The organism is Paenibacillus sp. 01T422 (assembly GCF_056398785.1).
In genome coordinates this window covers 1-13,772 of the sequence record NZ_JBFTQB010000048.1, presented here as the reverse complement: position 1 = coordinate 13,772, position 13,772 = coordinate 1, and the positions used below count along the sequence as shown (strand labels likewise).

Annotated in this window: 14 protein-coding genes; all 14 read right to left on the bottom strand. The window is 47.4% G+C overall.

The features are described from left to right. Positions 1 to 1,489: stalk domain-containing protein (locus AC1DUA_RS04695; protein WP_477498624.1), on the bottom strand; the 1,489-nt coding region annotated here is incomplete at its 3' end. 216 nt (positions 1,490 to 1,705) lie between these two features. Then, entirely contained in the window at positions 1,706 to 1,975 is a 270-nt protein-coding gene (locus AC1DUA_RS04690; RefSeq protein ID WP_028555561.1) for an HPr family phosphocarrier protein, read from the bottom strand. Between the two features lie 148 nt (positions 1,976 to 2,123). Then, positions 2,124 to 3,056, bottom strand: coding sequence for a DNA-binding protein WhiA (gene whiA / locus AC1DUA_RS04685; protein WP_477498623.1), 933 nt, complete (start codon positions 3,054 to 3,056; stop codon positions 2,124 to 2,126). A 5-nt stretch (positions 3,057 to 3,061) separates the two neighbouring features. Then, entirely contained in the window at positions 3,062 to 4,045 is a 984-nt protein-coding gene (locus tag AC1DUA_RS04680; protein ID WP_477498622.1) for a gluconeogenesis factor YvcK family protein, read from the bottom strand. Positions 4,046 to 4,076: 31 nt separating this feature from the next. Continuing rightward, the gene (rapZ, locus tag AC1DUA_RS04675) at positions 4,077 to 4,964 is read right to left on the bottom strand and encodes an RNase adapter RapZ (RefSeq protein WP_127458363.1); all 888 of its coding nucleotides are present in this window, start codon (positions 4,962 to 4,964) and stop codon (positions 4,077 to 4,079) included. A gap of 84 nt (positions 4,965 to 5,048) precedes the next feature. Continuing rightward, positions 5,049 to 5,996, bottom strand: coding sequence for an ROK family glucokinase (locus tag AC1DUA_RS04670; RefSeq protein WP_477498621.1), 948 nt, complete (start codon positions 5,994 to 5,996; stop codon positions 5,049 to 5,051). A 155-nt stretch (positions 5,997 to 6,151) separates the two neighbouring features. Then, on the bottom strand, positions 6,152 to 7,099 hold the full coding sequence (gene trxB / locus AC1DUA_RS04665) for a thioredoxin-disulfide reductase (RefSeq protein WP_477498620.1): 948 nt from the start codon (positions 7,097 to 7,099) through the stop codon (positions 6,152 to 6,154). A gap of 101 nt (positions 7,100 to 7,200) precedes the next feature. After that, a complete protein-coding gene (locus AC1DUA_RS04660; protein WP_477498619.1) occupies positions 7,201 to 8,937 on the bottom strand; it encodes a tetratricopeptide repeat protein in 1,737 nt (578 codons plus the stop codon). 103 nt (positions 8,938 to 9,040) lie between these two features. Then, a complete protein-coding gene (locus tag AC1DUA_RS04655) occupies positions 9,041 to 9,991 on the bottom strand; it encodes a ribose-phosphate diphosphokinase (RefSeq protein WP_477498618.1) in 951 nt (316 codons plus the stop codon). A 75-nt stretch (positions 9,992 to 10,066) separates the two neighbouring features. Beyond that, entirely contained in the window at positions 10,067 to 10,873 is an 807-nt protein-coding gene (gene hisJ / locus AC1DUA_RS04650) for a histidinol-phosphatase HisJ (protein ID WP_477498617.1), read from the bottom strand. A 26-nt stretch (positions 10,874 to 10,899) separates the two neighbouring features. Beyond that, positions 10,900 to 11,556 carry a bifunctional phosphoribosyl-AMP cyclohydrolase/phosphoribosyl-ATP diphosphatase HisIE gene (gene hisIE, locus AC1DUA_RS04645; protein WP_477498616.1) on the bottom strand — a complete coding sequence of 219 codons (657 nt, stop codon included), beginning with the start codon at positions 11,554 to 11,556 and terminating at the stop codon, positions 10,900 to 10,902. Then, on the bottom strand, positions 11,553 to 12,311 hold the full coding sequence (gene hisF / locus AC1DUA_RS04640; protein ID WP_477498615.1) for an imidazole glycerol phosphate synthase subunit HisF: 759 nt from the start codon (positions 12,309 to 12,311) through the stop codon (positions 11,553 to 11,555). The genes hisIE and hisF overlap by 4 nt, the downstream gene beginning before the upstream one ends. A gap of 254 nt (positions 12,312 to 12,565) precedes the next feature. Beyond that, entirely contained in the window at positions 12,566 to 13,168 is a 603-nt protein-coding gene (hisH, locus tag AC1DUA_RS04635; RefSeq protein WP_477498614.1) for an imidazole glycerol phosphate synthase subunit HisH, read from the bottom strand. Positions 13,169 to 13,170: 2 nt separating this feature from the next. Next, positions 13,171 to 13,758 (bottom strand): imidazoleglycerol-phosphate dehydratase HisB, encoded by a 588-nt coding sequence (gene hisB, locus AC1DUA_RS04630; RefSeq protein WP_477498625.1) that lies wholly within the window; start codon positions 13,756 to 13,758, stop codon positions 13,171 to 13,173. Positions 13,759 to 13,772 lie beyond the last annotated feature (14 nt).

Here is a 13,772-nt window from a genome sequence, read left to right as displayed (position 1 = left end):
TCTCTACGTTCTGCTTGCGCATCACGTCATAACCTTTGACGAATGGATCGGTCTTGTTATCACCAATTGTCAGCACGGACGTCTTGGCAAAACTCGCCGCATCAATATCCCACTTAATCTCCRATACCGGGAAAGTCCCTCTCACATGGCCATTGAAAGCCAACAAAGGAAGTTCCTTCACCGTATTCGACGTTAATCTTTGATCCGTAACCGCGAAAGACATTTGCAACTCGCCATCTGTTTCTACATCATAGAACAAGTTCACGCMTTGCCCTGGATAAAAGTCTGGAAGCTTCGCATAAACGTAGGTCTCGTGCGGAGCAACTGTCATTGTATCTGTGTACACATTGTTCAACAGGAAGTCTACGGAAGCCTCGCTGCCGATCAAATTAGCATACACGGAAGGATAAACCTCACCTTTATTCGTCGTCTTGATGGTCACAGGTTTATCTGTATTATTCGTGGCGAAGATCGCCATCGTCATGATTTGCTTAGTCCCGTTAATATGGTCAGCATACAAGCGCGCTTTCCCATTGATTTTGTCTTGATATAGAATGCCTTTTTCCGTGAACTCTTCGGGACTATCACTTACTAGCAACGTGCGGTCAGTAAGCTCTGTTACTTTCTTTGGAAGCAGTGGCAACTCGTTGAAATGGGACCAAATGGTTCCCCAGTCCGATTTGATGAAACTGCCTACTGGAGCCATATAAATCGGATATTCCACTTGACTCAAATAAGGCACATCTTCAACCGTTACATAGCTTTGAAATAATTTACTTTCATGTCCATGGCGATCCTTCACGGTCAAAGTGACCGGATATTTGCCTGGTTTGAAGAAAGCTTCCTCTTTGCCAACCCAATCATAGGATGCAATACCTTCTGCATCTGGATCGTAACTCAAGTCCAAATACTTCACAGGCTCTCCAAGACGGTATGTTGGCTTCGCAGTTGCGAACTTGGCTACTGGTCTGGAATTGCTGTCTTGATCAATGTAGATGCCCTCAGGTGTCTTAAAGTGGACAATCTCAACACGACGCAGTTCATTGTTGTACTTGTACTTCGCGCCCATATAATCCGCAAGCCATGTCAGCTTAACTAGAAGCTTCCCGTTCACAATCGCCGCAACCGAGTTAAAAGGCGTATCCACGCCATTGGTTGTAACTGTCTTATGGTCGGCATCCAGCACGATATTGTAGCCCGGAGGCGTCATTTGGATCGTCCGGGAATCATTATTCCACTCTACCTTGAAGCCCATGGTATCGCCTAAGAATTTGGCAGGAACGTACGTACTGCCGTTAATAATCGTAGATGGTGACTCCAAATGAATCTGTTCCTCATTCACGAAAGCTTCTGCCTTATCGATATAAAGTAAAATAAAGGACGAACTCGCCGATACGGCATGCGCTGCTGGTGCTGAAATCGCACTAGCCAGAAACACTAGTAAAGCGAGCATAACAGTAATCTCTTTTCTTAAAGCATTCCATTTCATTCTCTCTCTAACTCCTTTTGCCTTAGTATGCGAGGTATACGAGATAGAGGGCAAAGCAAATAGCCCTTTCCTTCAATGACCACGTTCATTAGACGCCGCCAAGAGAAAAAGGTTGCTAGTCCCTCAAAATGTTAACAAGATCGACACTTATTGACCGTAACTACGGAGCATCTATCAATTGCAAAAAAGCCTCCCCGAAAGGAAGCTTTTGAAGGATTATTGGTTTTCCAATTCTTCCTTGCTAACTAACGTGACTAAAGCGTTTACAGCCTGCTCTGCATCCGAACCTTCTGCACTTATGAAGACTTCGGTCCCTGTGCTGATCGCGAGACTCATAATTCCCATGATGCTCTTGGCATTCACTTTCTTCTCATCTTTCTCAACAAAAATCTCAGATGAAAACTTATTCGCCTCTTGAACAAACAATGCCGCAGGTCTGGCATGAAGTCCTGTTCTCAACTTCACAACGACTGGACGTCTGGACATGGAACTAATTCCCCCTAGTGTGGCGCTTATATGAATTACTACTGATAACAGTGCTATTCCTTATGTTATAACATTATACCATTTTTCCCTGAAGTACACTAGAAAAAATGAGAAAAACTTATTTACAACGTGTTCAACCCCATAAAATCTAGGAATTTCGCTGTTTTTCAGCCAATTCGTCTATTTTTCGCAGACGATGATTGACGCCGGATTTACTGACACTGCCCTTGAGCATATCGCCAACTTCCTTGAGATTCAGATCGGGATGCTGAAGTCTGATTTCGGCAACCTCTCTCAGCTTCTCAGGCAAGCTGTCAAGTCCGACTTCTCTTTGTAGAAGTCGAATGTTCTCGATCTGCCTTACCGCAGCTCCGATCGTCTTGTTCAGATTCGCTGTTTCACAATTGACAATCCGATTCACCGAGTTCCGCATATCCTTCATGATCCGGACATCCTCAAAGCGCAGTAACGCTTGATGCGCTCCAATAATGCTGAGAAACTCAATAATCTTCTCGCCTTCTTTGATGTACAACACGAACCCTTTCTTACGCTCGATAAAGCGGGCATTCAAGTCGAATTTGTTAGCGAGGTTCGCCAGCGCCTTACAATGCTCCTCATAAATCGAGGCAATTTCAAGATGATAGGAAGATCCTTCAGGATTATTCACCGAGCCACCAGCCATGAAAGCCCCGCGGAGATAAGCGCGTTTGCAGCAGTTGCCCTTAATAATCTCTTTGTTGATTCCTGTCGTAAAGATAAACCCATCAGAAACGATTTTCAGATCACTGAGCAGCTCTTGCACTTGACCAGGTACTCTAACAATATATACATTATTCTTCTTCAGACGCATTTTCTTGCGCACGAGTAATTCGGTGTGCAGTTTGTACGTCTTTTTGATGAGTGAGTATATACGTCTGGCGATAGCAGCGTTTTCGGTAGATATATCGAGAACAACGCGTTGGTTCGTTAACTGAACCGATCCATTCATGCGAATTAAAGCAGATAGCTCCGCTTTTTCACAACACGCTTCCGCTTCGGTTATTAAGGTCAATTCTTTTTTGGTTGTTGCCGCAAAGGACATGAGACTCACTTCTTCCTTGACATCCAGCTTTCGACAAGCTGATAAATATGGTCACTCAATTTCTCAGCGTCATGACGAAGGTACGTGCGGAATAGCACTAGTCGGTCAGCAATAACCTGATACCCTCTTTTCGTGACTTCATCCAAATCCAAGTGAACCGCTTTTGAACCTTTTTCGGCATATCTCGCCTGAACTTGCGGTGGAATTTCGCCATTGTTTACGATCACATAATCAAACAAGTGCTGTTTGAGATGATCATATACCGCATCAAGGTGATCACTGACCGAGTAGTCGTCGGTTTCCCCCGGCTGCGTCATAACATTGCAAATGAACATCTTAACTGCATTCGATTTGGCAATCTCCTCAGCAATACCGGGAACAAGCAGATTCGGCAGCAAGCTGGTGTATAAGCTGCCTGGACCGCATAGAATCGCATCCGCATCGCGTATAGCAAGAATTGCGTCCGCAAGCGGCGTCACGTTAGCGGGTTCTATGAACACGCGCTTAATGCGTCCTTCCGCTTTGGGAATTTTGGATTCCCCTACGACTAAAGTACCATCTTCCATTATCGCTTTCAACACGATAGCTTGATTGGAAGCCGGAATAACCCGTCCCCGAACAGCGAATACTCGGTTCATCTCTTGCACGGCCGTTACGAAATCACCGGTAATGTCAGTGAGAGCCGCTAATATTAGATTTCCCAGACTGTGTCCAGCTAAACCTGTTCCCACCTGAAATCGATACTGCAGCATTAACGACAGTAGCGGCTCGACATCAGCAAGTGAGGTCAGTACGTTACGAATGTCACCCGGAGGCGGCATCTGCATCTCATTACGGAGAATGCCTGAACTTCCTCCGTCGTCAGCTACCGTCACGATAGCTGTAATATCAACCGGCTTTTCCTTCAAACCTCTAAGCATTACTGAAAGACCTGTGCCGCCGCCGATTACGACTATTCTGGGAGTGCGCTGTGATTTTTCATGTTTCATCCTTCATTCACCCTCTTAATCGTTAGGACGCCTATACCCGGTCCCGCTCGGCATCTCGATGACTCAAACGCACAGCTTCTGTTTCACTGTTCCCCAGAACTTTACCCAGGTATTCGGTTATCGCTACGGAACGATGTTTCCCTCCTGTACAGCCTATCCCTACAACGACCTGGCTTTTGCCTTCCTTCTTGTATTGAGGCATTAAGAAGTTCAGCATATCCAGCAGTTTCGTTAGGAACTCTTGCGTCTCGGTCCATTTCATCACGTAGTCGTACACATCGGGGTCTTGACCTGTCTGCGGGCGAAGCTGTTCCACATAGTGGGGATTCGGCAAGAAGCGAACATCGAAGATTAAATCAGCATCAATTGGTACACCATACTTAAAGCCGAAAGAGATTACATTTATAGATATGCGGTTGGTTTCCAAATTGGTAAACCGGGAAATAATTCTTTCTTTGAGCTGCACCGGTTTTAAGGTACTAGTGTCAATAACTTGTGTAGCCAGACCTTTGAGTTCCTCAAGAAGCTTGCGCTCAAGGCCAATGCCTTCAAGTGGAGCCCCTTCTGGCGCTAGCGGATGACGGCGTCGGCTCTCTTTGTAACGTTGAACAAGTGTCGCATCGGTAGCATCTAAGAAAAGTATTTCATAACTTAACGTATAATTCTCGTGGATATATCGAAGCGACTCCTGAAGTGCCGTGAAAAATTCACGCCCCCGCAAATCAATCACCAGTGCGACTTTGCCGATTTTGCCCATCGACTGTACGATCAACTCAGCGAATTTAGGAATAAGGACAGGCGGTAAATTATCGACGCAGAAAAACCCGAGATCCTCGAGACTCTGCACCGCAATTGTCTTTCCAGCACCCGACATTCCTGTAATAATGACCAGTTTCGCTAAAGGGTGGTTCTCTTCCATGAATGACACCTTCCTTTGGAGTGCTTTCGCAGGCCGAAGCCCTTGCCATCAGCCATGCGAACCTGATCTTGTCAAATTAGCGTTCTAACGTAAGTTCAAACCGGCAGCGCCTACGACACCAGCGTCATTTCCAAGTGTAGCAGCAACAATCTCCACGCCTTCAGCAGCTGCTTCCGGTGTGTATTTCTTGAACGTATCGCGGATCGGTTGGAACAGAATTTCTCCTGCCTTGGATACGCCACCGCCGAGGATGAAACGTTTCGGGTTAACAACGACAGCGAGTGCCGCCATAGAGCGTCCAAGATAGTAAGCTGCGCGGTTCACAATGCGAAGGGACACTTCATCTCCGCTTTTTGCAGCGTCGAATACATGCTTAGCTTCGATCTTCTCATGAAGCGCAAGAGATGTACGCTCACCGCGTTCAACGGCTTCTTTGGCYATACGAACGATACCTGTTGCGGAGGATACCGTCTCCAGACATCCCATTTGTCCACATCCACATTGAATAGCTTCGATATCAGGCACAACCGACATGTGGCCAAGTTCGCCAGCCATACCCGCAGAACCTTGATAAATTTTACCATTAATAATAATACCGCCGCCAACACCTGTTCCAAGCGTATAGCAAACTACATTCGCGATTCCAGCGCCTGCTCCAGCCCATGCTTCGCCTAACGCTGCAACATTGGCATCGTTGTCGATTTTCACGGTTTTGCCTAGAAGCGTTTCCAGCATTTTCTTGGCAGGGACATTATGCCAGTTCAAATTTGGAGAGAATTTGACGAATCCTTCCGGAATATCCATGAATCCGGCTAACCCTGCGCCGATACCCGCAACTTGCTCCCACTCATAAGGGGATTCTTCGACAACTTGTCGCACTTGCTGCGCAATTCGCCCAATTACTGCCTCAGCGCCGTTCTCTGCGCCTGTAGGTCCTTCTAACGTTTGCAGCAGCTTCCCCTGCTCGTCGCAGATACCGACTTTGATGTTGGTACCGCCTAAATCTACACCGATATAAATCTGATTTGACATTGCAAGGTCACCTCATGAATAATCATTAAAATTTTCGGGCATATGCTCCTGCTTAAACTATAAGACAACCCTGTATACAGGTCAAGATTCAACTACTCGCCAGAAGAAAATAGAAAACGTGGAAAGCATAGCCTTCCACGTTTACCTGTACCCTCTTACAGCGATTGACTCCAATCGTGTACGATATGGCCTTCAAGGAATTTCTCAGCTTCCAGTGCTGCTGCGCAGCCGCTTCCCGCCGCTGTGATCGCTTGGCGATACTTCGTATCTTGAACGTCACCGCAAGCGAATACGCCAGGAATATTCGTTTCCGTCGTGCCTGGCTTCACTACAATGTAGCCATGCTCATCGGTATCAATCTGTCCGCCTAGGAACTTCGTATTCGGTGTATGACCGATCGCTACGAAAATACCATCTGTTTCGATAATTTCTTCTTCACCAGTGGTGTTATTTTTTACTTTCAGGCCTGTTACACCTTTCTCACCGGCAACAACTTCAAGAGGTGTATTGTTCAGTGCCCATTTCACTTTTTCGTTGCCGCGTGCGCGATCTTGCATGATTTTGGAAGCGCGAAGCTCATCGCGACGATGAACCAAACGTACTTCGGAAGCAAAGCGAGTCAGGAAGTTCGCCTCTTCCATAGCGGAGTCTCCGCCACCAACGACGATAATCTTTTTGCCACGGAAAAAGAAGCCGTCACACGTTGCGCAAGTACTTACGCCGCGTCCGATATTTTCTTTTTCATTGCCAATACCGAGCAATCTAGCGGAAGCACCAGTCGAGATGATCAATGTTTCTGTTTCAATCTCGCCCACACCTTCAACCTGCAGCTTAAATGGACGATTGGTTAGCTCAACCGAATTGACCCAGCCTGTTTTGAATTCAGCGCCAAAGCGCTCTGCTTGTTTGCGCATATTTTCCATCAATTCAGGACCCATGATGCCTTCAGGGAAACCTGGGAAGTTCTCTACCTCGGTGGTTGTGGTCAATTGCCCGCCCGGCTCTGGTCCCTCGATAACGAGTGGGCTCAGGTTAGCACGAGCTAAGTAAATGGCTGCTGTTAGACCGGATGGTCCTGTTCCTACGACGACTGATTTGTACAATTGGTTTCCCTCCTAGTTGCTTTCCATGAAGAAAGCTATCTTTAGTATACATACATCTATGTATGAAAGCCGGGTCTCGCGACACGGCATAAACCCAGCTATCAAATGCTCGTAAATTTGTCGAAAATAGCTTCCATCTTCTCGCGCAAGCCGCAAGTATCATCAATCAACTTCACGTTGCGACTGACTGTAGAGACCGTCACGCCATAACGCGTAGAAACCTCTTGATACGAAATTGCGCGGCGATGCATCTTGGCAATCAAGTATTCTAACGCCGCTGCCCAGCCTTCCGATTTCTGAATTTTGGGAACGGACGGATACATCTTCGTCAGAAATTCAACCCACAGTATTTCTAAATCATACTGTTGCACCATATCGTAACGCTTATGCATGTGGGAAAGCGCTGTTTCCATCACACTTTGCCATTTGGCATCCCAAATAGGCAGATGAGGCGAGTACGGTGAGGCTTCAACCATAATCTCTTCATTTTCAAGAAAAGCAGGAATGGACTCTCGAATCCCCATGCTGCGAAGCACAAAAATGGCTACTTTCTTCAAATAATCATCTTCGTGACGATCCAATATGAAGTCCTGCAGCGCATCTCTCACTTCACCATCGGCAATCAGACCAAAGGCCTGAATAACTTGCAGCTTCGTCTCAATATCCCCATGACGCAATGCCCAGAAGAAGGAGGACCGCACGAGCGGATCTTTCTTCAATTGATCAGGAATGCCTTGCGAGGATTTTTCCAGTACACGGAACTGCTCTTCGAAGGGCAAGTGGTAATGGTAGCTCCAAATTAATGGGCCTTCCGCCTTCTCTCTTGTGCGCAATTGGTCCAAGTAAAACTTGGAAATCTCCGCGCCAGGATCCAGCTTCTGCGTTTGCTTCCAATACCGGTAGGCCTCATCGAATCGACCCAGATGACATGCAGCTACAGCTGCATAGTGATACAAGCATGGGTCTGCCGCACCATCTCCTGCTCTCAGCAGACGCTTGAACAGATGGTACGCCTTCTCGTGTTGAGAAAGAATCCCCATCGTCGTGGCAAGCTTAAATACATGATCCTGCTGAAACGGAAACGTTTTGCATAAGAGATCCGTTAACTCGGCTAGTTCTTTCTTATTACCGAAATGCTGATGGAAGATGGCCATATTACACAGCGCATGCAAATTCCCAGCATCAATTTCGAGTACCGCGCTGATTGTTTCCATCGCCTTTTCAAATTGACCCATATAGTAATAAGCGAGGGCCAAGTTGTTCCGTGCTGCAGTGAACTCAGGCTGATTCTTCACCAGCTTCTCCAGCTGCCTCACAGCCTCGGCGAATTTCCCTTCTTCCAGAAGGGCGCGGGCTTTATCATGCTCGAAGAGCCCTTCTCTGCTCTTGATGCTAGTGAGAGGGGCGGGCCGTTCAAGCTCATAGCTCAGCATATCCATCATTTCCTCGGATTCATCCATGAATTGACCTGTAGGGTCATTTTCCAGATACCGAACTAATGCTTGTTCTGCCTGCTCGAAATTTTCCATATTGGCATAGTTGTTTGCCATATAAAAGTGACATTCCGTCATCTCGGGATCGATCGTTTCAAGGATATGCTGCAAAATTTGGTTCGACTCGTCGTAATTGCCCATTTCGGAGAGAACTCCCGCGAGGTTGCAGTGATTCACAGGGTTATCCTGTTCATACTCCGCAGCCCGCCGGAAATATTTCAATGCCTTATCATAATGAAACCGATCCAAAGATTGAACCGCTTTCTCGAAAAAGAATGCGGCATCCATATTTATTGAGATTACTTTAGGTTTTGGCGCTTCGGACACACGCTTAATCTTTTCCATAGCAAGACACCTCCGGCAATTTGATTACAACTCAAATTATACCATAGATCGCTTGGAAGCCAAAAACATTATCCGAAGGTAAGATCTGGTCTATACAATTGGCTTATACGCCGCCGTATTTAAACAAGGAGGAGAGGGAACCGCCATCATTAATAATGCGAATCGCATCGGATAACAACGGAGCTACGGAAAGCACATTAAACTTATCAGAATGGCCTTCCGGAATCGCGATGGAATCCGTAATGATAACTTCTTTGATGTTCGGGTGATCCAATCGTTGCAGAGCTGGCCCTGAGAAGACAGGATGCGTTGCACAAATATAAACGTCGTGCGCGCCTCTTTCCTTCAAGCTTTCTACAACGTTAACAATCGTCGTTCCCGTATCAATCAGATCTTCGATAATAATCGGTGTACGTCCTACAACATCACCAATGACGTGAGTAATCACGGACTCATTGTGCTCCGGACGTTTCTTGATCATCATCGCGAACGGCGCATCTAGGATATTCGCCATTTTCTCAGCCGTCGTTGCACGGCCTGCATCTGGAGATACGATGATTGGGTTATTTAGATTTTTCTTTTTGATGCAATCACTGATGACGTCAAGAGCCGTCAGATGATCCACCGGAATATTGAAGAAGCCTTGAATCGCCGGTGCATGCAGGTCAATCGTAACAACACGGTTAGCACCTGCCGCACTGAACAAGTCAGCGACTAATTTAGCAGAAATCGGCTCACGTGGAGCTGCTTTGCGTTCTTGACGAGAGTAACCATAATATGGGATGACAAGGTTGATCGTTTTTGCAGAAGCTCTTTTTGCCGCATCCATCATGACCAAAAGTTCCATCATATGTTCATTAATCGGATGGGAGAAGGTTTGTACCAGGAATACGTCACAGTTACGAATCGTTTCTTCGTAGAGACAGTAGATTTCTCCGCTTTTAAAACGGGATAATTTGATTTGTCCAAGCGGCTGGCCGAGCTCTTTACAAATACGTTCCGCAAGCTTCGGATTCGAAGATCCGGAAAAAATTTTAACATTGTCGCTATGCATGGTTAATGGTTACCTCCGAAGGTTCATTAAATAGATTGTTCACGCCCTACTCATTATACATGAAAGTTGTCGAATTTAAAAAGTCACAAGTTGTCGATTTCGTGCATGAAATGTGGCTATTTCGTTAAATCCAATCATTTTGAGCAGCGATCTTGCTTCATCCAAATATTGGCCTAACCGCTCCGGCTGATGAGCATCCGATCCAAGCGTCACCGGGATTTCCACCTTATGGCAATATTCCAGCATACGGCGGCTCGGAAACATCTCTTTGCACGGATGGCGTAGACCGGAAGCATTCAGCTCGATCGCAAGCCCGCACTCCTTAACTGTGTCTAGCGTCGCTTTCTCCAGCTCCCATGTATCGCGATCCGGTACATAACCAAATCGCTTGATCATATCAAGATGACCCAGGTAATCATACAGCCCAGTACGGGCTGCTTTCTTCACTGCCTCGTAGTATTGGGTATAAACCGCATAAATATCCTTACCTTCCCAACCTGCGATCTGTCGAAAATCAGAAATATCCCACTCGCCCAAAAAGTGGACGGAACCAATCACATAATCCCATGGATACGCTTTAATAATAGCCTCGATGTCTGACTCATAACCTTCGATATAATCGCCTTCGAGACCGACACGGATATCAATCTGATCCTTGTACTTATCCTTCAGATGCAGGCACTCCTCGACATAACGAGGCAGCTCCTCCATAGGCATAGCCATCTCCGGCCAATAGGTCTGCGGATTCACATGCAAAAGCGGCATATGATCAGACAGCCCTAATTGCGTGAGCCCGATCTCGATGCCGCGTTTGACGTACTCCTCTAGTTCCCCAGAGGCATGACCGCAGCGCACATGATGTGTATGATAATCAATCAACATCGTGAATTCACTCCAGGTCGTTTTATTTATTTTTTAACATGCCGATTCGCAAGCTCTTTCATAATATCATCCAATGGCAATTTATTATTACGTAAAAGGACCATTAAGTGAAAAATAAGATCGCTTGCTTCATAGCGAAGCTCGTCGTTGTCTTTATTTTTAGCAGCAATAATGACTTCAGCCGTTTCCTCGCCTACTTTTTTGAGGATCTTATCGACACCTTTTTCGAAAAGGTAGGTCGTATAAGCACCCTCCGGACGCTCAGCATCACGTGAAGCGATGACCGCTTCCAGCTCGCCAAGGATGGCAAAGCGATCTCCGGAGGCCGCAGGCTCCGTTCCTTCTTGCGCCGCCCCTTCAACCGGAATGCTTTCAGTGAAGCAGGTGTACGTGCCGTTGTGGCAAGCAGGTCCAACTTGCTCTACCAGAACCAGTAGCGTATCTGCATCGCAGTCGTAGCGTAATGCTTTGACCTTCTGCGTGTGACCGGAAGTCGCACCTTTATTCCACAGCTCCTCACGGGAGCGGCTCCAGAACCAAGTGTCTCCTGTTTGAATCGTACGCTGCAAAGATTCGCTGTTCATATAGGCCAGCATAAGCACTTCTTTGCTAACGGCATCCTGTACAATGGCAGGTACTAGTCCCTGTGCATCATATTTAATCTGTTCCAGTGAAAATGTCATCGAATTTCAACCCCTTTACCTTTCAGGTCAGCCTTGACCCCATGAATCGATAGCTCTTTATAGTGAAAAATTGTTGCTGCAAGGCCTGCATCAGCTTTGCCTTCCGTAAAAACATCGTAGAAATGTTCCGTTTTGCCTGCTCCTCCGGAAGCAATCACAGGAATGGTCAGAAGCTCAGAAACAGCGCGTGTCAGCTTCAAATCGAACCCGTCTTTCGTTCCGTCCGCGTCCATGCTCGTCAGCAGGATTTCGCCGGCGCCAAGCTCTTCCATGCGCTTCACCCACTCTAACGTCTTAATGCCTGTAGCATTACGCCCGCCGTGTGTGAACACTTCCCACTCGCCCCACTCCGGGTTAAACTTCGCGTCAATCGCCACGACGATACACTGGGAGCCGAACTTGCGCGCTCCATCAGACACAAGCTGAGGATTACGAACGGCTGCCGTGTTAATCCCGATCTTATCCGCTCCTGCACGAAGCAGGCGCTTCATATCGTCCACGCTGGAGATGCCTCCTCCTACCGTGAAAGGAATCGTGATTTCCCCAGCCGTTTGCCGGACAACCTCCACCATCGTTGCGCGTCCTTCGACGGAAGCCGAAATATCGAGGAAAACGAGCTCATCCGCGCCTTCTTTATCATAAATCGCTGCTAGCTCCACGGGATCGCCCGCATCTCGTAAATTCACAAAATTTATGCCCTTGACCACCCGACCATCCTTGACGTCGAGGCAAGGAATAATTCTTTTGGCTAACATGATGGCACCTCCTTCTTAACTTAAGAGCCCCTGGAATCTATTTTTGCAAAATAGGAGTCTCTGGAGGCTTCTAATTTAGGAAAAAAGACCAGGTCCGCTAAAATAAGAGTCTTTAGAGTCTTCTATTTGGCTTAAAGGAGGGCAATTTCCACTCCAACTTCCGGATAAGAGCCTCCAAAGACTTCTATTCCTGCTCAAACTGTCCCATTCCACGAAATAAGATACCTTTAGGACCGCTATTCTCCCACCTATTCCTAACACATCGCCAGGAAATTCTTCAACAGCTGCATGCCAATATCTCCGCTCTTCTCGGGGTGAAACTGCATGCCGTACACGTTGTCTCTGCCGACAATCGCCGTCACCGGCTGATAGTAATCCGTCACCGCTAGCAGGTCGCTCTCGCGCTCCGGCTTCGCATGATAGGAATGCACGAAGTATACGTGCCCTTCCTCAATACCTTCAAAGATGGGACTCGCGCTTTGCTTGTAGCTCAGCTTATTCCAGCCCATATGCGGCACTTTGTAATCACCGCGGAAACGCACCACGGACCCGGGCAAAAGGCCCAGTCCCTCGTGATTCCCGTGCTCCTCGCTGCTGGCGAACAGCAGCTGCATGCCAAGGCAGATGCCGAGCAGCGGCTTGCCCGACTCTGCGTAGCGCAGAACAACATCGTTCAGCCCCGACTCACGGAGCTGCTCCATCGCATCGCCGAAAGCGCCTACTCCTGGCAGGATTGCCCCTTCAGCAGCAAGGATCTGCTCCGCATCGCCTGTAACCACAGCTTCATAACCAAGCCTCTCAACGGCTTTGCTGACGCTATGTAGATTCCCCATGCCATAATCAATAATCGCGATCATTCTTACAGCACTCCCTTCGTCGAAGGAACCCCCTGAACGCGAGGATCAATCGATGTCGCTTCATCTATTGCGCGGCCTAACGCTTTGAACACCGCTTCAATCATGTGGTGGGTGTTATGCCCGTAATGCACGATCACATGAAGTGTGATGCGAGCTTCCAGCGCCAGCTTCCATAGAAACTCGTGAACAAGCTGTGTCTCAAAACTTCCCACGTTGGCCGTAGGATACTGAGCCCGATATTCGAAATGCGGCCGGTTGCTGATATCAATAACGACCTGCGCAAGTGCCTCATCCATTGGTACAAACACGCTTGCATAACGTTTGATTCCTCTTTTGTCACCTAACGCTTCACGTAACGTTTGCCCTAAGCAAATCCCGATATCCTCAACCGTGTGATGGTCGTCAATCTCGATATCGCCTTTAGCGTCAACCTTCAGGTCGAAATGTCCATGTTTCGTGAACAAATCCAGCATGTGATTCAAGAAAGGAACRTCTGTTTGAAGTTCCGAAGTCCCTGTCCCATCCACCTGGAACGAAAGTTTGATATCCGTTTCATTCGTTTTGCGAGCTACACTCGCCGAGCGAGCGATCCCTTTGTCCGTCC